Raw genomic sequence first — 23622 nt, forward strand, 5'->3', positions numbered from 1 at the left:
TTTGGAGCCCCTGGTGACCAGTCTGAAGGATGCCGGTACGCACACCATGCTGCCTGCGCTTTGCGAAGAACTGGGGCTGCCCTCGCCTGCTGTCGAGGGCTCCAAGCGTGAACGCGTCACAGCCAGCTTCAACGCCCTTGCGGACGCGGACCTGCCCGCGGTCGCCCGCAAGCTGCTGCTTCGCCATCCTCCCGACGCCGCCACGCGCAACCAGATCGAGGACGTCCTTTGGAACGATCGATCATTCCCGTCCATCCCGAAACGGTATCGGCGGGAAGTCGCACGCAGGCTCAATAGTGAAGAACTGTACGGCGACGCGCACAGATTCGACGAATTGCTGGAGCGGCTGTGGATTTTGGACAACGACAACTGGATGGCTCTGTTCGACGGAAAGCCTTCGGGTCTGCGGGCTGAAATTGAGCAACATGTGCATCGCAACCCTGAGGACTGGCCTGCGGAGGTTTTGTTCGACCGATTGGGTGCGTACGACGCATCCGACCGGCGCTTCGCCCTGTTTCTGGAGGGACTCGTATCGCCTGATGTTCGTCCTGATGAGGCCGCACAACGTCACATCGTTGCTTGCATTAACGGACCATTACGCGCTTGCGGCGTCGAACTACGCGAGACCGATATCGAAGGAGGCTACCCGGTCTTTTCCCTGGTCCCACTGCACACGGCGACAAAGGGGCGTCCAAAGAATCTCATCTTTGCCTCGCCCGACAAGCCCGACCTGCGCTTTAGCGATGCCCTGGATAACGATGTAGAGATCGTCACTAATGCGGACAAGGTTCTAGTCTATGACCGGCCCATCGGCAACGACGGATTGCGTTGGTGCGATCTGCAGCAATGGTGGGGGGAAACAGAGCGCATCGCGGATGCCGACATCGCCAAGCGTTCACTGTACGCCCGGCTCAAGTCCAGTCTGCCGCAAAACTCTCCACCGCAAATGCTGCTGTTCGAGGCTTTCTTCGAAGGCTTCCGCAGTGCAGTGCCAGACCTGCCGGCACTTCTACCGGAGGTCTGGCTGCACTGGGACCCGCGGACCGTCAAGGAGCGAGGCCCGGATGCCTTACTGAGGTTTCGCATGGACTTCCTGCTGCTGTTGCCGCAGGGCGTGCGGATCGTCGTGGAGGTGGACGGAAAACATCACTATGCAGACCCCGCCGGTACAGCCGACGCGCATCGCTATTCGCATATGGTCAGGGGCGACCGCGAACTCAAACTCGCGGGCTACGAAGTTTTCCGTTTCGGGGCCGCGGAATTGCAGGCACCGACGGCAAAGGCGGACATCAAGGCGTTCTTCGAGGTAATGTTCAAACGCTACGGTGTCCAAATTTACTGAAACTCGCAAAACGCTCGCCGTCGTGCGCGATCATTCTGCTTCTGCCTGCGTAGCAGTCTGGCCTGCGGATTAGTCAGCAGGTGCTCGTGTCGCAGTGACATAGCGGTCAAGATAAGAGAAATCGCTCACAACCGCGTCATTGAACCAAAACTTGCGTTCCCCGGTTGTGCTGCCGTTTCCCCAACCTGAGCCGTGGAGCGATGACGCTAGGGCGCCTTGGACAAAGGCGACCATCTTCTGAAGCTTTGCACCGGACTGGGTCACAAATCCCAATGGCACGTTGTACCGGTCTGCACCCGGCATCGCCCATTGGTACGTCGCTGCGCCAAAGACCCCAGGAAGCAGCAAGGCCTCGAAACACTCCTGCTTGGGTTGGTATGGGCTAAGGAACACGCGACTGAACCCGGCGTCGAGCAGATGGCGTGCGCGTTTGACGAGGCGATCCCTGTTCTCGTCCTGGTGGCAGGGCGCAATGGCAATGACTTCTAGTGGTGCGCCCATGCTTTCCTTGAGCGCAACTCGGACGCCATTGATGAGGTCAAGGACCAAGCTCGTGCGTCCCCACAGTTCGGTGTCCGGAAGTACCCAAAAGATGGCCGTTGGCAGCTCTGCGCTAGCCGACCTCTTGAGCGCGGCGAGCGCCTTACTCAGCCTATCCAAAAGACGCGATTGGCATTTTGGCATGTAGAGTGCGCCGAGGAGCGCTTGGCTCTTTCCAGCGTCATACACCTCGCCGTTTGCCTGCCCATGCACTTCGTGGATGTACCGTCCAAAGTCGATTGCTGGATCCTTGCGCAGGCCGATCCGGCCGTCGCCCCTCACAAATGTGGTCTTCTCTTCAGTGGTGGATGGCGGCAGGAGATAGCGTGAAAGCAGCTCATCTTCAAAGCGTTCGATAAAGGCTCGCAGGTGGTCGGTCCGGGTTGAGAGGGCCGCGATCCTATCAGCTGTAAGGGTCCGCACCAGAGAGCGCAGCGAGTCGGGCAGGAGTTCGAGCTGTGCGTCGATTTCGAATTCGACGTTACCGTCGACGTCCACTTCGAAGTGCACCGGAAGTGGAACACTGAACGGACGCCCGGCGCGAATCTCATCCACCTTATAACAAGCGTAAGCGCGCCGGTTTGCATCTTCGAGCTCAAAACGCTCGATGTCGAGAAAGTGCTTGTGAAACGCCGCTTCTGCACGATCAATCGTCTTGCCCGCAGCGGGATCGTCCGCATTCCACTTCAGTTCGAGGGCGTTGTCCCAATAGCTGCTCGACAGTGCTTTGGGCAGTGGCGTGTAGCTCAACAGCTCAAAAACGGGACGGCTTTGCCGCTCAGCAATCTTGGTAAAGCGAGGCAGCCCGTCTGATGAAGCCGCGAAGCGTGACTCGGCATAGGAAGTCAACGAGATACGCCCGTTGGCCTCGCCGACAAGGCCTTCTTCCCGCAGGAGGTCAAGCAGATCCCGCAGTTCGCTCGCGGAGAGGCCGAAGTACTCCCGCAGCGCGCCGACCTCCAGAGGACCGCTTAGGTGTAGCAAGCGCACCGCAAAGTCCGTCATGACAGGAACCTGGCGGTCGATGGACACATGGCAGCGCACGTTGAACAACTGCGCCGGAATCGCCACTGCGACGGTATTAAAGCGCTCACGCATTGGACAGGCTCCGCTTCAGTTCCTTGGATGGCACGAACTTGGCCAATTTTTGCTCCGCGAGGCGCTCGACTTCGTCGAGCACCCGCTTCATAGGCGTGGCCGTCCGGGACCGCCACATGGCTGACGAACTAACGATCACCAGCCGGTCCTTCGATCGGGACATGGCCACGTTGATGCGCTCCGGATCACCCAAGAAGCCGATGTGGTCGCTAGTGTCGTTGCGCACCACCGAGAGCACAATGATGCGGTTCTCCTTGCCCTGGTAGCTATCTACCGTGCCCACGGTGAAGTGGTCACGAAGCCCGGATGCCCATTCCGCCTGCTCGAGCTTCTTCCGGATCAGGTCGCGCTGATCAGAGTACATTGCGATGATGCCGATGATGGGCTCATTGTCGCCATTTTGGGCCTGGATCTCCTCTATGAACCCGGGCGACGTCAGAATAGCCCGCACCACCTCCACGACGGCCAGCGCTTCCTGACTGTTCACCAGCGCACCTTCGTGGGTGCCGGCCGAGCGATGAAACGCCTCGCGACCTTGGTCGTGGGTGTCGACCCACACGACCTGCGAGGCGAGGAATGACGGTAGCCTCTTGTATTCCTCGCCCGGTGGTTCGCGTCCGACTTCGAGTGCGTCGGCGTAGAAGCAGTGCGATACGAGCCGACTGATATGCTCTGCCATGCGGTACTGCACGCGCAATGTTCGGCCCACGGACTGGCCGTACTTCGACGAGAATGCACGCTGGAAGTTGTTCATCCTCCGGAAGTCCTTGCGCGGCATTCCCAGCAGGGCCGACGCCTGATCTTCGACAGCTCGCGGGTACGAAGGCGGCAACTGCAGGTGATCGCCTACCAGCAACACGCGCTTGCCAGCCTGCATCGCAACGACAAGCTCCATCGGTGATGCGCGAGCGGCTTCGTCGACGATGACCCAGTCGTAGGGAACGTCTGTAATGCCGAGCGCTTGCTTGCCAACGCCAACGCAGGTGCCCGCCACAACGCTAGAGCTGCGCGCGAGGAAAGCGGTATAGTTCGAGCGTGGGCTGCGCAGCACCTGGGAAAACTCCGTGGAGAGGCGAGCGATCTGCTCCAGGCGAGCACACTTAGCCGGGCTTGGCGAGCCATGCAGATTGGCCAAGGCCTCTAGCTTGTCGTCCAGAAGATCTCGGAGGTTGGTCGCTTCATCGTCGGTAGATGCATGGATGCCGAACTGGCGCCCTGCAACCTCGACGAAAACTTGGCTGAGCCGGCGCAGATGCTCCTCGGCTGAGTCATCCGTGCCGTCAGCATCATCGATCGCGCGTGTGAGGCGGTCTATGCTTTGGAGTAGCGGGCCCAGCGTGATGTGAATCTCCGTCGCGGCGCGAACGTAGCCTTCTGGAAGACCCATCGCGGTGCCGACCGCTCGCACGCGATCCTTGATCTCCGCGTCGAAGCTTTCGCGGTAGCGCTGGCGCAGCGAGTCTTCCTGGACGCCACGCAGTCCAGGCGACACCATCGACTGCAGACCGACGCGCACCATGGACACATCCATGCTCGACGCACGCAACGAACCTGCCACCTTGTCCATGGCATTGTTGACAGCTTCATGCGATTGGCTGACCAGGAGGATGTTATGCGCAAGCCCTCGCGACAGCAGCATGTGGACGAACGACGCGATGAACTTGGTTTTCCCCGTGCCGGGCGGCCCCTGCAGTAGGGAGATTGGGCCGTAGGACAGGGCGGTTCGCAGCGCCTCTTCCTGGGAGGCGTTGAGGTCGTAGCTGCCAAGGTCGCCTAGGTCGATCGCGATGTCGCGCTTTGGCATCCGTTCGGTATCTGGATCGAAGTAGTCAACCAGCGAGGGGATGAGGCCACCGCCCGCGAGCACCCGCTTCATCGCCGCGACCCGCCGTTCAGACGCCACTTTTTCGAAGGTGCCGCGTACGTGCAGGACGTCGCCCGTCTTCGGTGAGAAGCGCATACTCTTGGCACGCACCCGCATCACGTCACGCCCGAGGTCGGGTGAGACCCAGCCGACGGTGTACCAGCGGTCGCTGCCGTCCGTGGCGTCCACCCCTCGCTCCAGCAGTTCGATGTCTTCGTCCTCCGAGAAGTCGAGCACACCGCCCTCGCAGTCGAAGTGGATGATCCACTCGTCGCTTTGCTGCGGTAATTGCTTTCCGGCACGTCGAACAGTGATCTTGGTGACGTTCATTTCATCAGTGTCAGACAGCGCAGTCCACAGTGCCGTTGCGGACACACGTTGCACGGGCGTACTCTCCGCCGGGCGGGCATAGGGGTCGGCACCGAGACCGACGACGGCCTCGTCGCCTTCCGGTTCATCCGGGACGTTCGCACTGTAGAGCTGGTACAGCAGACCGGCCAGCGCAGTGACATCAGCCTCCTCCGCAAAGGTGACTTGTATCTCTGCATTTAGCGAGAATGTCTTGCGTCGGTGGGCACTGACAAAATCGATGTGGTCGATCGCCTTGACTGCGGCGTCAAGTACGACATCCTCTTCCGGGTCGTACTTGATGTAGAGGTCTTGCCGCGTCCCGACGACATTAAATCGCACGTTCCCGGTCTCCGCATGCCTAGTCGCGCGCACAGAGTACTCGCCATTGTTGGAGACGAGGTCCAAGGATGGCGGGCCACCACGGCCGCGTCGCTTGAGGGTGGCCTTGAAGGTTGTGACCGAGCGCGGCTTCGGGTGAAGTTCGTCCTGCAGCGTCTCGGCGAGTATGTCCAGCGGCGGCAGCGCGTCCACCAATTCAACGGCCCGGGCCACGTCGCTACGCGTGGCCGCGAAATCGTCGGGTAAAAGCGTCAGGACGAGCATACACACGGCAAACGCGTCGCGGTGCAGTGGGGATGCGCTCTCCAGACTCGGCGGGACCGTGCCGACTGTGATCCCCTCGTCACCATCGGCGCTCAGGTCTGGTATGTCTACCAACACGATCCGGGGCGGCTCGTCCCCCGCTCTCTGTGGTAGGACGATGTTGTCCGCCTTCACGTCTCCGTGGGACAGCCCCAAGATGTGGAGGCGTTGCACTGCATTGAGCAGGGCGTGAGCCACGAGTGCACGTTGCCGCCCCTCTGGGCTGGTCGCCAACCACTCGGTGAGCGTTTGACCTTCTGTCCATCGCGTGACCAGCACCAGTCCGAACGTGTTGAGGCCGAAGTCCAGCACTTCGGGGGTGGCGTCGAAGCCGGACTGCCGCAGCGACCTCGCTTGCTGTAGGAAGGCGAGCAGGCGCAGGTTGCGCGCGAGATACTTCGGGTCGTACTTGAGCTGCGGCCAGCACTTCACCAGAACGCGGTCGCCGTTCTGCTCCGATTCGTAGACCATCTTGGCGGGCGCAGACGAGATCATGCGCTTGGCCATGAGGGTCATCGGGCCGGCCTCAGTCTCGTAGCCCTCGAAGTCTTCGGCGCAGACGTCTGGCCCGGAATCGACGGCAAGGCAGGCGTTCAACGCGTCGAGCGCCTCGGAAGCGTTGCGGTAGCGCGCATCAGGGTCCAGGTCCATGGCCTTGGCGTACCAGGGCGCGAGCGCTGGGAAGTCGAGCGTTACGGTGTCGTTGTAGACGGGCACGGCATCGAGACGCTCCAGTTCGCGGCCTTCTAGCATTTCATAGACCAGCACGCCGAGCAGGAACACGTCGCGGGCGAAAGGATCGCCCGAGCGAACCTGAGCGGCAACGCCTTCGTCTTCTGGTAGCTCGATGGAGCCGGTCTCTAGTTCAACGCGATGAACACCGAGGGTCTGGGCCTGGGGGACGCGCGCGGCGGCGAACGTCGACAGGATCACGCGGGACGGCTCGAGCACCCACAGCGTGCGTTTGGTGATGTCGCGGTGGGCAATCCCTAGCGCGTGCAACCTCGAGAAGCGGGCCAGGATGCTCTTTGCCAGAGAGCGCCGGTCTTGCTCGCTCATGGCGCTGTTGCGGGCCAGATGTTCAGAGAGACGTTCGATGCCTGTGGGAAGGCGGTACGCCTCGACGAAGTTGGTGGTGATATCGTCCGCCGTCGCAGAGCCGATAGGCTCCAACAGGTCTTCATGCAATTCGGGAGCTTGGACGCGCAACGTTTCGTTCAGGCGCAGTTCACGAAGGCCGATAGTCTGGCGCTCGGTGGTGGAGGTGCCACCCGCGGCGAGCGCTTCGAAGTTCCACTTTCGCAGCAGCGCCTTCGAGCTTCGGCTCTCCTGGTGCTCGGCAAGGAACTCCGACCAGATCTTGCGCGGATGGATATAGTCCGCCTCATCCTCGATTTGCTCAAAGCCATGCAGTACCGTGCGGCGTTTGAGCACCGCGGGGTTGGTCGTGGAAAAAATCGCGTTGTACCGCTGGCGTTGGGGCAGGGGGTCCACGGACCGATAGTTCCACGACTGCGGGATGTCAGGGAAGCGTCTCGCGTAGCGTGTCGCGTCGGACGCGGCCTGCACGAAGTCAGTGAGCGTTGCAACAAAGCGCCGCTGCTCATCGGGAAAGTTGAGCAACCGGCACTTGGGGTGACACAGCACCACCAGCGACTCGACGAAGGGCAGCTTGAGGGAGGAGTTCTTCTCTTGTATGAATTTCCTCAAAGCACGGGCCTTGTTGTCCGTGGTATCTACCGGCGAGGGCATAGGGTCGCCGCGATGGAACCACTGACCTGACGAATACTCAATTTCGCCGGACCAGTTCTTCAGTTCGACCACCAGAATTCGGTTGGTCGTCAACAGCAGCAGGTCTATGTCCAGCGGCTGTTTGGAGCCTCGGGTGAGCAGCCGGAATGCTGCATAGGCGCCCCAGTCGCGGGGCAATTTCGCTTCGAGCTCGCGTAAGGCGGCATGCTCGACCTCCAGAACCCCCCGGGGGCTGAGATAGTTGATTCGCACTGTTGAGACCTCAGGAGTCTGATTTATTGGCGGGCCGTCTACGTTGGTCGGGCCGCCCGTACCTCGAATTGTGGTTCAGGGCACAGCGGAAAGCATGAGCGATCGACGGACACCTCAATCGCGACTGTTCGCATTCTTGGAATCCGCTCGCGGCGGGGCTGACATCAGGACTCTTGATGAGGCTGGGCCTTGTGGTCACCGGTAGACCAAAGGATCGATAATGCCAGTTCGCCACGGGCCGGACCAGTGGTTCAGAGTTGGCTCGACGCAGCGCCCCTCGAATGTCGGGTGACGAGCGAAGCAGCCGCGCGGACTGTCCGTCATTAGTGTTTCTCGCCAGCTACTAGCAGCCGCTCAGATTCTATCTTTCAACGACGGCTCTTGGTCGACTGAGGTTGCATGCCAATTGCATAGGTTGCAGTTTGGTGCAGCGAAACGATGGGCTGCGTGTGACCCACAACTGCCGGTCGTCGTTGTGTTGTTGCGAGCACCGCTTGCGAGGTACGACGATCCTTCTATTAGGCGGATCGTAAAGCAAACCGCCGGTCAACACCTAAACGCAGACACCTCAGACCCGCACTCGTGGCAACCGGAGTTATCAGATGTGTGCGTTCGATGTTTTCGTGAGTCGTTCGTTTTGACTCTTGCGAAAGGGTCGATCGCCGCCATGTGCCCATGGCGCAGGCCGGCTGCTGCGGATGTTGCGCAGACAACCGGTCCGACGCGATGCCGCAAACGGAAACTGACCGGTCACTATCCAGCGCTTTCCATAACGACACCGACACGTACAACAGGCACCGATGACACACTCGAAACGCAGACTCATTCCCGACGAGCAGACCATTGTGGTGCTCGATACCAGCCCCGTGCGCGACATCGGCCACCACGGCGTTCCCGCGTGGGTCGCAACGTTTGCCGACATGGCCAAGGACGGCTACGTGTTCTCGCTCGCGGATGGCGCTTGCGCCGAACTACTGAGCGCACATGCCCGCGGTACGTCGATCACCGATGACGAACTGAGGACGATCATTGACGCCGTCGAACCGTTCCTGAATCCAGACATTCCCGTCATGCTTGGGAAGGTCGACATCATGAGGATGATTGGCGAAGCGGACGCTCCGGCGGAATGGGAAGCCGAAGTTCGGGGGCTGTCACAGCGCGCCTGGCAGACCTTGAAGGCATCGGTAAGCACACCGCTGGATAAGCGCGTCAGCGCCGCAGCTGAGCTGCAGGAGGACCGGGATGACTGGATCGGCGCCTTTGCAAAGTTCGATGCGGGCTATGAGCAATGGGTTACGGAGGACCCCAACCGCAAGCATCTGTTCCCCTTGAATCCGTACGAGCATCCGTTGCTTGACCTGCAGTTCGCCAGCCTCGCTACCCGTAGCGTCCAGCGTCACCCGGATATGGCTGTACGCGCGGACCTCCAGTTGCGCTATGAGTGGCGGCAATGGGTGCGTTCCCGCCAGGAGAAAGACGGCTATAACCCGTCCAGCAAGAAAAAACGCAACGACGGGGTGGATCTCGACATGTACCCCTACCTGATGCTGCCTGCCTTGATGGTCGCCGGTGAAAGTGGTTTCCATTCAAAGATTGCGGATATTCACAGCCCCCAGCTGATCTGGATCTGGGAACCGCAGGCGCTCGCTGACGCCTGGTCGGGCGGCGAGCGTCCGCGTGCTGCCTGGGTTGCGACCGCTGCCGACCGTACGGTTCCGCAGCCGGTCGGATAAACCCACGGATGGGGCGCGGCGCGTTTTCGCATGCGAAAATAAGCCCGCCGTGCCTCAGTCGTCGTGCGTGCTCGACCGAAGCGATGGCGACCACCGGGCACGAAAAGCGAGGGGGTGCGCGTGAACAAGGCCTTCATCAATCACTGGGACGTCCATGCCAGACTTGGGCGCGAGCACAACCTGTTTGTCTCGCAGTCAAGGTACCTGTACCGCCTGAAAGACGGCACGCTCGAGTGCCAGCGAAAGCCGATCGAGTCCCGTCTACCCGGCAAGGCGCTGCTGAGGGGTCTCGTGTTGCTCGGCAGCCACTGATGCATCCTGTATGGCGAATACCATGGACCTGCGTGGCGTGCCTGGCCGCCTGAAGCTTCCCCGCGCGGTGAAGGTCACCCCTGTGTCGCGCGACACGATCAGGTTCATCCAGTCCCTCACCCACGTCATGCTGGGTGAGCTGCCTTCAGGATTCGCTGCAAGAATCCCGGCGCGTGGCGCAGGGATGTCTTTCGACGTGGGCTCGTAGGCCTGCCGGGCGCCACCGGTTGGCCGCATGAAAGTGGCAATGTCATCGGCGAAGAGAGCGACTAGCGCTCGGGCAGGCGCGGCGACAGGGGAGGGAAACATGGCCAGCAAGCGCTATCGAGGCAAGCGGTGTGTGTACTGTGGGCGGGAGGGCGTATCGGACACGGCCGACCACGTGATTGCGCGGGGATTTTTCTTGCCGTCCGAACGGCTCGATCTACCGAAGGTCCCCGCTTGCAAGACCTGCAACAACATGAAATCGCAGCTCGAACATCACGTGCTGACGATCCTGCCGTTTGGTGCACGACACGCGGCCGCCGCGCGCACGCTCAACGAACTCGTACCGGGGCGCCTCGCGCGCAACGCACCTCTGCATCGCTCACTGCTCGACGAATGGAACCGCCAGTGGCAGGGCGAATACGCGCAGCGTTGGACGCCGGAGATGAAGCTGCCGCTGGACAGCACCAAGGTGACCCGCCTGTGCGAATACATGATGACGGGACTGGCCTGGCATCACTGGGGGGCAGACCTGACCGAGCCCACTCAGGTGCGGGCGTCGTTCTTCCATCCCACCGCGATCCGTAGTCTCGAAAGCCTCTTTCTGAACGAGCGTTGGGGCGCGAAAATCGACGAGGACATTGGGGCTGGCACGATGACCTATCGGGCGGTACAGGATTCACTCGCGCCGTCGCGGACCTTCTGGCGGTTCACCCTCTATGGCATCGTGGTTGGCGATGCGATCGGTTTTCCCGGCGTACGCGCCGATACGATATACGGGGTTTCCAACCCGCCCCAATGACCAGCAACTTAACGCGCATGGATATTCCGCAAATCATCTTCGATGACTGGAGCCGATGGAACGATCGCGGTCGTCCATCACACGAAATTGACGATGTACCGTCTGACTTTGGATGCCTTGGCCTCTATCTGCTTGCGACGTCCGACGTGGACAGCCACCACACAGGGGCCGGAGGCGCGAAACATCTTCATCCCGGCGTGCTTTACATCGGCATGTCCACGCACGTCGATCGACGGCTTGAGCGCTACCATAGCGCAGTCCGTACCTACCGACGCGAGCAGGATGATCGCACGTACCAGCGGCTGCGATTTTCAGCGTGGCGTTCCGAATGGAGCATGTACGCAAGGCCCGGGATAGCGAAACCGGTGGTAGAAATCGCGGCACTCAAGCTTTACGAGAGGGCGCTGCTTTATGAGTTCGCGCTCAAGTACGGCCGGCTACCGCCGCTCAATCGAGAATGAATCCGGCCTTAGAGCGAGATGAATCTGCTCCCGCCAACTGGACGTTGGCTCGTACACGGCATACCCCAAAAGACACGATGTCACGACCCGACCATTACTGGCTGCATGTTCCCCTTGAAACCACGCCCGGCATGCAGCTCTGCGCTCCCCCGGACCGGCGCTTGACGGTGCTGGGCTGCACCGCGCAACTGCTCGAGCGCGAGCCATATATTTCGTTCTTGACGTCGAGCGCGCTGGTGATCAAGCAGTGGCTCCTGTTTGATCCCCTGCCCGCCGGCGAAGCACGACGCCTGCTGGTCGACCTGTGCGAACGGCTTCCCGTCGTCTCGATGAACGATGGTGCGAATTTCCGCATTGCCGGCAGTGAACCCGCAGTGGTGTCGAACGCCGGCTATGACGGCTCGCGGCCCACCCTGATCCCGGTTGATCTGACGCCGGCCCCGGTGTGGGACGACCGCCCTGGTTCATGCAGTTGGGAAGCTAAGGATGTCTTGGAGATCACGCTCGCGGATTGCCCGTCTGTAACCGACGACCGGTTGCGCGCTGCGCTCGAGCTGTTCATCACGTCGCAGTATGATTTTCAGTCGCGCTCGCGCTTTCTGGCGAAACTGACGATCCTTGATGGCCTGGCCATTCGCGCGAAGCGCAATGTTGCGGTCGCTAAATGGATCGACCAGAAATGCCTCGAGGCTGAAGTGTTTGGGGACAAAGCACTTATAAGCGCGCTGGGCGGCCTGAAAATGGAGTCACACACGGCGGCCATCCAGACTCTTGTTCGGCGAGCGGTGATCTCCCTAGGGGGCAGCAAGGCGGAAGCAATACGGCAGACGCAAGCCGTCCGCGGCCTATACAGAACGCGATCAGACCTGGCGCACGAAAGCTCCCCAGTCAATCTCGACCTGGATCTGGGCCTCGCAACGCAACTCACGCGGCTTGTGCTCAATGCGGGAGTCAGCAAACCGGCGATCCTCGATGTCGAAATCGGCGAAGACGCGAGCGTGGAAGGCGGGCGCGAGTTGCGCGCGCAATGGATCGAGGAAGCCGATGCGGCGATCCGCAGGATAGAACCTGACTGTGCAGCTGTCGAGAATGCAATCCGTCGTCCGCTGGTCATGGGCAAGCTCGGCCTGCTTACCGCGCAGCTCACGGACGGTCCTGAATGGGTAATCGGCGACGGCTTGGCGAAACCACTCTCCGACGAAGATTCAGCCGACTCGGCGGAATTCGATGAATCGTTCGGGACGCGCATAAGACGGTGAGTCAAACGGTCGTGGATCGTCGTCCAGTGTCGATGTTTCTGATAATGCACTAGTGACGCCGCCAGTTTCTCGCACCGCCCGCATATCTTTTTCAGAAGGAGCAAGCCGTGCATCTGTTTTGCGACGAATCGGGAAACACGGGCGTCGACTTGCTCAATGTTGACCAGCCGCTCTTCGCTCTGGCGAGTACGAATCTGGATAGCGAGCGCGCGGCGGCGCTGGTGCAGCCGCTCCTGCGCCAGAAACAGGTTGAGGCGAAATACACGAAGCTTCGTCGAAGCCGGGATGGACAGGCCGCGTTGTTACAGTTTTTTGCTTCGGCTGACCTGACTCCTACGACGGCGAAAGCGCTGATCGCAGATAAGCGCTACTACCTGATCACTCATCTCGTGGACAAGCTGATCGAGCCAACCGTCCACGAAAACGGCCTTGACCTCTATGAAGGGGACGGCGCAGTGGGACTGGTGAACGTCTGGTACTACGCGGGGAACACCATCTTTCCGGGTGGCGTGTGGGATAAGGTACTGAAGGCCTTCCTGCGGGCGATCCGTGAGCGTAGCACGGTCGCCTACGCGGGCTTCGACCAGACACTGCGTACCGCATTTCTCGCCGCTCCCCAGAAGAACCGTGACATTGCGGCGGGCTTGGCGATCTCGTTCGGACGCATCCGTGAATTTCTCGAACCGTTTCCTTTGCACACGTTCGACCCGGCGCCCGATCTCTTTACCATGATGATCAACAAATGGATGGCGTCGGTCACGGGCTTCTTTGACGTGACCCATGACCAGTCAAAGCCGCTGCGGCGGCACGAACCGTTCTTGCGTACCCTGATGATACCCGTTGCGACGCGGAAGATCGGCTACGGAAAGCGTCAGACGGAACTGCCGCTGCGGATCCGCGAGCTGGATTTTGCCGACTCGGTGTCGCACGCACCGCTCCAGGTTGCCGACATTATTGCGGGAGCAACGGTCGATTGCATGACGGCATGGTCGGGCAAGAAGCCCTCGACCGATTTTCACGAAGCCATGCGATCGACTCATTTGCCGGAACTGCTCGTTGACGGCATGTTGCCATCAACGGACGTCAGCCGGAAAAATGAGCGTGAGCCCGGCCAGTCAAGCCTCGTTGACGGCGCGGCCCAGTTTCTGAAAGAAGTCGGCTATTTCGAGGGTGGGGAGCCGTCGTAGTACGTGATAAAGATGTTACTGCAAAGATCTTGACGGGCGGGGTTTTGCGCCACTGGCGACGGGAAGGATCAACAGACGGTGGGCCCGTCACACGTGGTTCCATGAGGAAGGCAAGCTGACACATCTCGGATCGAACTTGAAAAAAGCAAAAACACCCAAGACGCCGTCCCTAGTGGGACAATGGACCGGCAGCTTTCAAGCAACCGAAATTGAGGGAACGCTAGTAATCGATCTTGAGGAGCTGTCTGGCCAGACAGTGGGCAGCGTCATGATGTTTCCCAAGACCGGTGCACCTGTCATGGTCGGCAAGATATGGTCCATCTACTCGGCACCCGATCGGGCATTTGCCGCGATCTCCCTTAACCCCGTTAATCCTCAATTTCAAAACTTGGTGATGTGGGAGCAGATACCCCAAGTATTTCCTAACATGGAGATCGCCAAGAAAGCCCAGGCCGTACTGACTTGGACAGATTCGAAGATGGAAGTGCGTTGGCATTCCGACATCAACCGACAAGGCAACGCCGCGCTAACCCGAAACGATCCAACTCGAGCGTCTGAGTTGCCTACTCGAACGATGAATTGGGCCGACTTTAAGACCCACGTTACGGGCCTCCTCCCGCGAAAGTATGTCTTCCGTGGTCAACAAAAGCCTTGGCGTTTGCGGTCTCACTTCCATCGAACTGGTCGATCGGACCTATTGCGTTACACCCTCGACGATCTTCCGACGCTACACCGCCATTTAAGCGCACGCACGCGCCACATCTTCAACAGGCAGATTAGCGACGAGAACGGTGCGTTCCTGCATCTCGCCCAACACCACGGCTTTCCTACCCCCTTAATTGACTGGACCTATTCCCCATTCGTTGCAGCGTTCTTCGCTTTTAGAAAAATAACCATCAGTGACTCGAAGAAGCGTAACGCTGGCAATGTGAGAATATTTCTATTTGACCAGGCAGAGTGGCGCGATAGTGTAGCTCCGATCTCAATCACGGCCCCAGCGCTCCCGCACTTTTCTCTGATGGAGTTCATGGCGATCGAAAACGAACGGCTCATTCCTCAGCAGGCGCTCTCCGCGCTTACCAATGTCGATGATGTAGAGTCGTTCATTGATTTTGTCGAGAAGCTTCACGCCAAGAGATACCTGACCGCTATCGACATCCCAGCGAAGGAACGAGAGACCGTGATGCGAGAGTTGGCCTTGATGGGCATAACTGCCGGTGCGTTGTTTCCCGGACTTGATGGTAGTTGCGAGGAATTGCGCGAGCGACTGTTTCCTACGTAAATTAGAAACGATCAGGACAACAGCCGAACAACCGCCACGCGAATTAGGCAGTACAACAACCATACGAGAGATGAGCATGCCGACAATTGAGTTGCAGATTTTCAGCCCGCGTTGGGGTCATGCCGACACGTACGAGATCGAACTCGAACGGAACCACATGGAGATCACCAGGGGAGTGAACGCGGCCCGCGCTGATTGGCAGGACAACGCGGACCCTACATGGAGCGGCTGGAGCGTTGAGGGCATGATGGGAATGACAGCATCCATCCGCCTGCCGTCTCACAGAGAATGTTCCAGAGGGTTTGGACGGCCTGGCGAGGTGGTGAGATCAACACCGCACAGGCAGAAGCGGAGCTCCAGGCGCTTGCTGACTGGATCAATGCGGTTACGCGCGCTAAGCCGCGAACTGACTTCTGGAGGGCCTACTTCTAGCTCTTAGATAGAGCGCAAATCGGAGGCGATTCTGAGACATACCTCGGTTTTCAATCCGAAGGTTAGCCAGCGGCTGCCTTCACTCGAGATAGCGATTGTCAACAATGCAAGGGCGTATGCCGACTGACCGTTCCTGGCCCGGCCGCCGCCCGACGCCGGGGCTCGGATCGACCCACAAAAGCTTTCGTCCGTGCGTAACTTCGAGAGCGGCCTCTCAGTCGGAAGCCGTTTGTTCGTCAGTGCAGGCCGGCGGGAGGCGAACTTCGCCGACACGCGTCTACGAATGATGCGATGGTTCTTCACTACCTTGAAGCGGTCGCCTACCATCCACGTCGCGTGGCTGGGGCTGGATGAGGGGAAAACGACGTGAAAGAAACTGACGAGCATAAAACCGCGCGAGGAGGATATTCCGAAGCGCGAGTCAGCGACTTCGAGAACCAAATTCGCAAACTTCGCAACGAAGCGGCTAGATTGAAGTTCGATTTGGCGCATCTAGCAGAACAGCTCACTACAGTGCGAGCCAAGACATTCACCCATCAGGGGCTTGGCCGCCGGATGCACTCGATCGAGCGATGCGTGCTTAATATCTTCGCGATTTACCCGCCCGATCGACGAGATTTTCTCAGTGACGACGAATGCACCGACATCGGGATCCAGTTTCAGGCATTCGCGATGAACGTCTACGCACTGTTCGACAACATGACCTGGGTCTGCCTCTTGGAAGCCGGCCAAGTCCTACCTCCCAAGAGTATCGGCCTGTTCAAAAAAGCCTGCCGTCCGTTCATCCCGTCGCACCTCGTGGCTTATCTCGAGCAACCCGAGACTGATCGTTGGTTCCGGGAATACGGGACGCTGTATCGGGACTCGACGGCTCACCGCATTGCGCCCTATCTTCCCTCTCGCACTTATACGCCAGACGAGGGAGAGCGCTGGCAGGAGCTTCACAACGAATCCCTTCGCGTCTGGATGCCCTCGGACGCGGCGGAACAGCGGGCGGATTTCGAATCGCGGCTTGAGCGTATTGACCAGATTGAGCAAGCGAAAGCTGAGCTAGGACGCAACAGCCTCTTCATTTGTCTTTCCTTGACCGGGGAGGATGCGTCGCCACCTGTCTACCTCCATCCCCAACTTCTATGCGACTGGGGGCTGGCACAGGAGACGATCCGCCACTTCCTCACCGGCATGCGAGAGGCTTACGGGTGGCAAGTCCCAAACATTCCGCTGCTCGAGGTTCGCGACTAGCGGGCACGTATTCACACAACACGTACGAGCAGAGCCTGATGAAGCATCCTCGGGCGCTCGACAACTACGTGAGGCTGATCATTAGCCAACTCGATGCCAAGTACATCGCTGAGCGTTTGCCGGGCGACAGTGTTTTGTGCCTCGATCGACTTCTGCACACTGCTCGCCAACTGGCTTAGCGAGCACTATCGCGATCTGCGCGTCGAGCGTTACGTTGGCTCCCTCAACGACCCGTACGAGAATCTCATCACGCCGGATATCTCGGTGTCGACGCACGGGTCGGCAGGGACCGCAGTGGACATCCCGCAACTCACTGCCGTGATCATGTCGCAGTCGATGCGCAGTTCGCCGGGTAGTGTTCAGAACCTGGGGCGGCTGCGCAAGCTTCCCGATGGAAGGAGGCCGTCGTACACATTTCTCGTGTGCGAGGACATCCCGAAACACATCGAGTACCACGAGCATCGGCAGAAGTTGCTGGATGGTCGCGTTAAGTCGATTCAGATCGACAGAACCAGAATCGTCGTTTAATCACCGCGATGTGATGCATAGAGCGCTAGGGGGCACGCCCCTAGCGCTCTATGCATTTTTTTTAGGGATGGGCGACAATTAGTCGCTCTTCGTCGCAGCGGTATTCGAAGTCACCATTGTGCGTGGGCGACATAAGGTCGCGCGCTGGCTGATCCGTGCTCTCAAGCCCCTGTTGTTGAGCTTCTCATGACTATTGCCCGGTATCCTGTCAGCCGTACGTTAGCGCAATTCTCGACGGGTCGGGAGAACCGCCACATTGAAGACGTTCATCGCAAACTTCGGACAAGGAAACTACCTTTGGCCCGCGTGCCGGGAGCGGGGGACGCTAGCGAAGACATGTAGCCGTTTTGGGAAAGTGGCGATCGCGAGGGATACATCGCCTACGCCCTTGCGCACAAGAGGTCCGTTGCTGGCATTACACCCACGAAACCAGTAGCCATCTCGATGGTTCAATCTCGCGACGATCGTCTCAGAAACAGCAGGCGATCTCTGGATCCATCGAGAGAAGAACGAGATCTGGTGGACGGTATCCAGACGGGAGTCGGTTCAAATAAGCATCGAACCGTCGCCTGACCCTGCACGGACGGGTCCTCGTGTCTATGTCGTGCATAAGCCGGCCGAAAGATGGTCCAACAAGAACAAAATGGGCGCGCGTCTAGACTGGCAGGCGCTTCATCCTCGTGCCCGCGAGTTCCTGTTCATCGAGGGCACACTCCAACAGCTGTCCGCAGAGAATGCAGCCTATGCACAAGCCTTGATCGACGGAGATGATCCGTCTCCGTGGGATACGCAAGCCGCGTGGAAGGCCAAAGAAGCGAAGTCGGGAAAGGCACGGGTGACGATGTTCGGAGCTGCGAAGCGCGCGGCGTATCGGATGGCACTCACCGCAATGAGCACCGCGGCTCAGGCGAACGGTCAGGAGGTCACGCGCTCCGTCAAGAATAAGGAAGTTCGCTTCAGCAGCCACGACGAACTGCAGGCGTACATTGAAGCGCTGCTAATCGCTCAAGAAAACCTGTGCGCGATCACGTCGTTTCCCTTGCAGTTCGATGGCGAGCACACAGATCAGGAAATGCTGTGCTCGCTGGATCGAATTGACAGCGACGGGCATTACGAGGTCGGGAACCTACAAGTTGTATGCCGCTTCATCAATCGCTGGAAGAGCGATGGTGACGATGCCGAGTTTCGTCGTTTGATCCGTTTAGTTCAGGCCAGTGCGATTCCGGTCTAGCGTCGAGAGCGATCGACTGCGCGCGACGGCACACTGTCAGTGGACGTCGGTCAGGCTAGGCCACCCGCGTATATCGTGAACAGCTTCCGGAAAAATTTATCGAACGCTGGCGCGCGAGGATCGAGGCGCACCGATGAGCGCATAAAGAGATGTGGATATGTCAGCGAGACCCGTCTCGACTCGCGTATCCACCTTTCACCCCACACCTCCCCAACCACCGTCACGCGACTCGCTTCGCGCACCGAGGGGATCTGTGCATAGCACCATAGTTGCGCCCAGATGTTGGGCCAGAGGTTTGATGGGATCTCCATCGACGAACTCTTGATCTCCACCACGATGACCTCGCCGCTGTCCCTATTCTTGAAGAGAAGATCGGGCGACGCGCGCAGCGGTTCATCGCCGACACAGAGATCCGTCACGCTAAACCATTTCGTCGGCTCGTCCTTCAGGTGTAGTCCGCAGTGAACGAGTTCCCACGCAGCCAATCCCTGGCTCCGAAGTTCGTCGCCAAGGTCGCAAAGTTTTTTTCTTCTGTATGCTCGGCGCTGCTCAATCTTTTCGGCGTCTACCGCGTCAGCCTCGATAAATTCGTCCAGCCGTATCGCGATTCCACGTTCAGTCTCGATGCCGCGCTCTCGATCGTGGGCGTCCCCTCGCGCAGTCGAGTAGAGTGAATAGACCCATTGTGCAAAAGCAGAAGCCGTGGGTTCCGGATTGGTGGATCTGGCCAAGCGAGCACGCCGGATGAACTCTACCGGATCGACTTCGAATCGCTTAGGCGATTCATAGATCGGACCGTAAGGCGGTATGCTTACCGGCTTGTAGCCTGCTGGTTTGGTCCATGGGTCTGCGATCTCGGTATGGGCGAAAATCGCGGCAACGCGCTTTTCAATTGACTCGCGATTCTTCCCGGGGGTCTGCATCTCCCAAAATACAATGCGCTCGCCCGTTCGATCGTCTGGTAGCCACCAGCTCTGTCTGTTCGGAATTGCGGCGAAATCAATTGCCATCCCCTCGGCTCCGAAACGTCCCCATCGGTAAGATTACCATGGTTCCCGACAACCAACGCCCCCGCGACCTACGGTGGCAATGGGATACGGCGGTCTGCATCCTCACAGTAGTGTCGAGCCCTGTCACCTGTCGACGCGGAACTCGATTTGGGGCGTCTGTCTATCTCGTGTATGCGCGTGCATCTCAAAAAATCCGCCTCGCAACTTCGACATGACGTCCTCACTAATCTCGTTTTGCAGGACACCTGTGTGGAAGCCCGCCCAGACGAACAGAGGAGAGGTTGCCATCGAATAGGTTTGACACGCAAGCGCCTTGCCGCGATAGCGTTCGTGAGACACGCTAATTGAACTGCCCGCCGCCGAAATCGTTGCAAGTTTCTTTACGTCGTCAAGCATGGCCGCTTTCCCACGTGGCGAGTACTTCAGTTCAACAACACCGATGATTTTCGTTGCCGAGCAGATTGCAAAATCCGGTCTAACCTTGCGCCTTTCGTCAGTGCCTTTCCCAAGGACGATCAGAGGCTCAACGAACACACGGACTTTCGGAAAGCGTTCGGAAAAGCTTGCTTGCAGTTCGGACCACAGAATCGCCTGAACGGCGCGTTCAGAATTGACAAAACCACTGTCGTATTTTTCAACAGTTTTACTCCACGCTTCTTTCAATGCGCTTCGTAGCTTCGGTCTATTTGTCACGGGTGTGCTCCGCTGTATATTGCGATTTTCTGAAGTGATTCACGTATGAAGAAGACGATTCACCCGGCCGGCAGCTTCGATGCAAGTCGAGGTCATTCGTTTTGATAACGGCACGGGGGCTCACGACTTAAGATCATCTACAATACAGGGCGTCGATTTCAGCGCCAGGGCGGAGCAATATGGTTTCGAAACGAAGCGGGTCTGGGTGCGCACGCCCGCGTGTACCGCTTACAAAGGAACAGTTGCTACCGATGAACTCAGCGTCGGTGAGCGTGCGGTCCCTTACCCATCACCTCGCGCTGGCTGCCTGTCGCGGCGGGACGGTGAGCGAGTCTTTGCTCAATGAACTTATCCGGGCAGCGTATCTCGCATGGTTTCTTCAGCGTGCGGGCTATGGAAACGAGCCCCGAGAGATTTTCAAGGCGGCAGAACTCGCAATCGAGATCGCACTTGCGCGCGCGCATCAGACGGGGGAGTGGATTCTGCCCGATGATGCTGTTCCGATCTTCGAGATCTTGCTGACGCTGCACGACAGCCAACTCGCTACTGCGCCCCTTCACAAAGTCACGAGTGCTGAGCGGCAGCTCTTGGCATTTCTTAGCGGATCGGCGAATTCGCCGATCCCAGGAGCACCGATCCCCCACAGACCGGCGGCATAACGCCCGCCGTGAGGGCGGGCGTTACCTATGCCAATCCCCGTGCCAGTCGCTCCAGTTCCTCGACCTTTTCCTCATCCGTTGCGCTCTTGGATTTGAGTAACTCCAGCGCGAGTTCTTCCAGGTAGTCACAGAACTCCGGGGAGTTGGAGAGGAACTCGTAGAGGCTCAGACGCAACTGCTGGTTGATCTTGCGATCCCCCGTTTGATACGCTCAAACAAAAGCCCGTTGGTGCGCTCAGCCTCTCGCATTCGAATCAGTGCCAGAGGGTCGTCCTTGTCTGGCGCGTGCTCGTGATCGTAGATCCCGAACGCACTTTCGTAATGGTGAAGCCTCAGAAGTTGAGCATCCGTCGCGCAGATCCGGGGAACGCGTTGAACCACATACTCGAAGAGTGCCTGGACATCGACCTTGTCCCCAAAATCTGCGTGCTGCACATGCTTGAATGTCAGCGCATCAAGATGAGCGGGAGCTTTTGCCTGAGCAGGGTAAAAAAAGTGCTGAGCGCATCGATCGGCAGCAGGTGAGGGTGGCGCGGGAAGATGTTCTCTTCGCGCGCGTCCACCGTCGGCACGGCGATGAAGCTCACCGTCGTGTCTTCGGCGTACTGGATCACCGCCTTCAGGATTGCGTCTCGGATGGTGTCGTCAGCCGAGAGGTCGTCCAGAATGCCGGCGAGCGATTCCTCGCCACGGGTTTCCTGGTCGGTCGAGTTCGTGCCCATCTCAGCGAACTTGATCCAGTGCGCGTACTGGCGCAGCATCGTCGCCTTGCCCTGGTTGCTGAAATACGCGCGGCGCGCGTCCGGGTCTTGATCCATCCCGAAGACCTTGTCGGTCATCGTGACGATATCGTTGACCCAGCGCTGACCCACCAGCACGTGCTCCTGGAGTGATGGTACTTGCAGCGGGGCCGACGTTCCGTCACGCAGTTCCACCCGGCGCTCCATGCGCTTCGTGAACGCCTTCTGGTAAGCCAATACCGCGTCATCGCTCATCGAGCCCGTGGTGATGTTCGCCATGTGAGCGAGCTGAGCCTCGCTGAACGCCGCGGTGTCGTTCCACTGGATCTTCGAAACGTTGATCGTGCCTTCGACCACCCGGTTCGGCGAATCGGTCGCAAAGTACAATGTCTCCACGCACGAGCAGGAGTTCAGTCTTCAGAGACATCCGGCGGCTCAGGACTAGCTCGCGGATCTCTTCCGACAGTTCACAGCCACCGGGTTCGCGGGTGACGACCACGCGGTGGCCGAGTGCTTCCAATGCTTGCTTGACGAAGGGAATATTGGATGACTTCCCGCGCCATCGCACCCTTCAAAGGTTATGAATGCGCCGCGCTTATTCATTGTTAGTTATCCTCCTAATAAGTCTGCGGTTTGAATATTTTGAGAATCAGCCTGCCGTCAATTCGCTTGAAGTTCGATACCTATCTGCTACCGTTTAGCGACGGCGAGAATTTGTAAGCCGTGCGTGGGCTGACCCGGGAGTACAGAAGAGGCGCGGCCCGCCGGCAAAACATAGTTCGCACCGCGCGTGCTCGCTATGCAACAACGACGAATTGTTAGTTCGCCCTACGTGAGGAAATCAGCATGCCGGTGCACGACGAATTGCTTGCCTCGGGCGGTACACTTGTCGGGGAGAGATTCAACCAGGGCGAATTCAGGACGTTTGATACCGTCGAAAACGTACAAATCGGAGACGGCTAGTGCGCAGGGATCGTTTTGGATTGGGCGCGTCGGGTTTTGCAGAGCGCGCCGACTCGGAACACGTACTATCTGAGTTATTCGAGACCGGGGTACGGTGACCCGGGAACCGGCGAGGGTAACGATTCTCGACAAGACTCTACCGTCCGTCCCATGGCCGTGGGCTATCGTGAGCACGCCGCGCACTATGTGGCAAGGACCCACAAGGAGTGCACCCTGGAAGCGCTGGATGCGCTGCTCCAATTGCCTGAGGGGCAGAGTAGCAATTACGGCGTGGGTGTGCTCGTTTCACATAGCACTGCGCAACTATTGCGCACGTATTTCACGCCGACGGGTCCATTCGCAAACTTCAACTTTACTGTCGACCCGGCCGGCCGGTTACCGCATGCAACGATCAATAACCTGATTCAGCAGCTCACGGGAATGCCGGACGCACAGCATCAAGCTCGTGTTGTGGCTGGTCGCCAATGGGCAAATTTTGCCGCTCGGGCCGACGAACGGTTCAGGCAGATTCGATTCGCTGAGGGAAGGGATGCTTCCGAAAAACTATTCAGCAACCTTCGGGTCGTCGATTCAAGCCCCGTGACCACGTTTAACGGCGGGACAATGTGGCTCGGGGATGTAATGGATAATGCGTATCGTCAAGGATGCTGTACCCTGCTCGCGTTCTATCCCACGAACGGGGGCAGCGGCCATGAGGTTGCAGTTCACCAGACGGCTGCAGACACGTTTCACCTCTTTGACCCGAACTATGGAACCTATCAATGTTCGGCGGTAGGTTTGAGGCGATGCCTTCAACAGCTTTTTGTGGCCCCCTATACGCCAGCGGCGCCAACCGTTCTAGATGGAGGCGTGGCCGTGTATCGTCGCAGGGACAGTGCGAATCAGCCAGCTATCGGTGCCTGGGGGGGGAGGGCGTACACCATACTCGAGCGCATACCGCAACAGCAATGATCCGTTGCCATCCTAGATCGCGCGGATTTACGGCGCGGCACCCCCCGTCACACAATGCCGTTGCGGCGCGCTGTCATGGTCAGTTCGACGCG

At 59.1% G+C, this 23622-nt stretch carries 19 protein-coding genes and 2 pseudogenes; 15 read left to right on the forward strand and 6 right to left on the reverse strand.

Annotation, left to right across the window (positions count from 1 at the left end):
* Positions 1–13: 13 nt before the first annotated feature.
* Complete coding sequence (locus U5A52_RS22370; RefSeq protein WP_321936250.1) at positions 14–1342, forward strand: hypothetical protein; 1329 nt, start codon at positions 14–16, stop codon at positions 1340–1342.
* A gap of 69 nt (positions 1343–1411) precedes the next feature.
* Here the strand turns inward: U5A52_RS22370 and U5A52_RS22375 are convergent, their stop codons facing one another.
* Together U5A52_RS22375 and U5A52_RS22380 are read right to left on the reverse strand one after the other, a co-directional pair.
* Complete coding sequence (locus tag U5A52_RS22375; RefSeq protein ID WP_321936251.1) at positions 1412–2980, reverse strand: hypothetical protein; 1569 nt, start codon at positions 2978–2980, stop codon at positions 1412–1414.
* The gene (locus U5A52_RS22380) at positions 2973–7841 is read right to left on the reverse strand and encodes an AAA domain-containing protein (protein WP_321936252.1); all 4869 of its coding nucleotides are present in this window, start codon (positions 7839–7841) and stop codon (positions 2973–2975) included. Before U5A52_RS22380 ends, U5A52_RS22375 begins: the two co-directional genes overlap by 8 nt.
* 800 nt (positions 7842–8641) lie before the next feature.
* Between U5A52_RS22380 and U5A52_RS22385 the strand changes: the two genes are divergently transcribed.
* From U5A52_RS22385 to U5A52_RS22430, 12 genes and pseudogenes are all read left to right on the forward strand, one after another.
* Complete coding sequence (locus U5A52_RS22385; RefSeq protein WP_321936253.1) at positions 8642–9574, forward strand: hypothetical protein; 933 nt, start codon at positions 8642–8644, stop codon at positions 9572–9574.
* A gap of 120 nt (positions 9575–9694) precedes the next feature.
* Entirely contained in the window at positions 9695–9886 is a 192-nt protein-coding gene (locus tag U5A52_RS22390; protein WP_321936254.1) for a hypothetical protein, read from the forward strand.
* 307 nt (positions 9887–10193) lie between these two features.
* Positions 10194–10892 carry a hypothetical protein gene (locus U5A52_RS22395; RefSeq protein WP_321936255.1) on the forward strand — a complete coding sequence of 233 codons (699 nt, stop codon included), beginning with the start codon at positions 10194–10196 and terminating at the stop codon, positions 10890–10892.
* A 17-nt stretch (positions 10893–10909) separates the two neighbouring features.
* On the forward strand, positions 10910–11353 hold the full coding sequence (locus tag U5A52_RS22400; RefSeq protein ID WP_321936256.1) for a hypothetical protein: 444 nt from the start codon (positions 10910–10912) through the stop codon (positions 11351–11353).
* A 77-nt stretch (positions 11354–11430) separates the two neighbouring features.
* A complete protein-coding gene (locus tag U5A52_RS22405; protein ID WP_321936257.1) occupies positions 11431–12612 on the forward strand; it encodes a hypothetical protein in 1182 nt (393 codons plus the stop codon).
* A 107-nt stretch (positions 12613–12719) separates the two neighbouring features.
* Entirely contained in the window at positions 12720–13799 is a 1080-nt protein-coding gene (locus tag U5A52_RS22410; RefSeq protein ID WP_321936258.1) for a DUF3800 domain-containing protein, read from the forward strand.
* A 136-nt stretch (positions 13800–13935) separates the two neighbouring features.
* Entirely contained in the window at positions 13936–15081 is a 1146-nt protein-coding gene (locus U5A52_RS22415; RefSeq protein ID WP_321936259.1) for an FRG domain-containing protein, read from the forward strand.
* Between the two features lie 76 nt (positions 15082–15157).
* Positions 15158–15319: pseudogene (locus tag U5A52_RS43305) on the forward strand (hypothetical protein); the annotation flags it as partial.
* 23 nt (positions 15320–15342) lie between these two features.
* On the forward strand, positions 15343–15513 hold the full coding sequence (locus tag U5A52_RS43310; RefSeq protein WP_415774038.1) for a hypothetical protein: 171 nt from the start codon (positions 15343–15345) through the stop codon (positions 15511–15513).
* Between the two features lie 366 nt (positions 15514–15879).
* The gene (locus tag U5A52_RS22420; RefSeq protein WP_321936260.1) at positions 15880–16755 is read left to right on the forward strand and encodes a hypothetical protein; all 876 of its coding nucleotides are present in this window, start codon (positions 15880–15882) and stop codon (positions 16753–16755) included.
* A gap of 93 nt (positions 16756–16848) precedes the next feature.
* Positions 16849–17283 (forward strand): hypothetical protein, encoded by a 435-nt coding sequence (locus U5A52_RS22425; RefSeq protein WP_321936261.1) that lies wholly within the window; start codon positions 16849–16851, stop codon positions 17281–17283.
* 643 nt (positions 17284–17926) lie between these two features.
* Positions 17927–18514 carry a hypothetical protein gene (locus U5A52_RS22430; RefSeq protein WP_321936262.1) on the forward strand — a complete coding sequence of 196 codons (588 nt, stop codon included), beginning with the start codon at positions 17927–17929 and terminating at the stop codon, positions 18512–18514.
* Between the two features lie 50 nt (positions 18515–18564).
* Here U5A52_RS22430 and U5A52_RS22435 read toward each other — a convergent pair whose 3' ends face one another.
* Positions 18565–19524 (reverse strand): hypothetical protein, encoded by a 960-nt coding sequence (locus tag U5A52_RS22435; RefSeq protein WP_321936263.1) that lies wholly within the window; start codon positions 19522–19524, stop codon positions 18565–18567.
* A gap of 123 nt (positions 19525–19647) precedes the next feature.
* Positions 19648–20187 (reverse strand): hypothetical protein, encoded by a 540-nt coding sequence (locus tag U5A52_RS22440; protein ID WP_321936264.1) that lies wholly within the window; start codon positions 20185–20187, stop codon positions 19648–19650.
* Between the two features lie 281 nt (positions 20188–20468).
* On the opposite strand from U5A52_RS22440, the gene U5A52_RS22445 reads away from it, so the two are divergent.
* The gene (locus tag U5A52_RS22445; RefSeq protein WP_321936265.1) at positions 20469–20876 is read left to right on the forward strand and encodes a hypothetical protein; all 408 of its coding nucleotides are present in this window, start codon (positions 20469–20471) and stop codon (positions 20874–20876) included.
* A 446-nt stretch (positions 20877–21322) separates the two neighbouring features.
* Here U5A52_RS22445 and U5A52_RS22450 read toward each other — a convergent pair whose 3' ends face one another.
* Positions 21323–22003, reverse strand: coding sequence for a hypothetical protein (locus U5A52_RS22450; protein WP_321936375.1), 681 nt, complete (start codon positions 22001–22003; stop codon positions 21323–21325).
* 22 nt (positions 22004–22025) lie between these two features.
* A pseudogene (locus U5A52_RS22455) lies at positions 22026–22184 on the reverse strand (dTMP kinase); the annotation flags it as partial.
* A gap of 545 nt (positions 22185–22729) precedes the next feature.
* On the opposite strand from U5A52_RS22455, the gene U5A52_RS22460 reads away from it, so the two are divergent.
* Positions 22730–23530, forward strand: coding sequence for a hypothetical protein (locus U5A52_RS22460; protein WP_321936266.1), 801 nt, complete (start codon positions 22730–22732; stop codon positions 23528–23530).
* Positions 23531–23622: the final 92 nt, after the last annotated feature.

This window comes from Paraburkholderia sp. J8-2 (assembly GCF_905220195.1).
Taxonomy (GTDB): Bacteria; Pseudomonadota; Gammaproteobacteria; order Burkholderiales; family Burkholderiaceae; genus Paraburkholderia.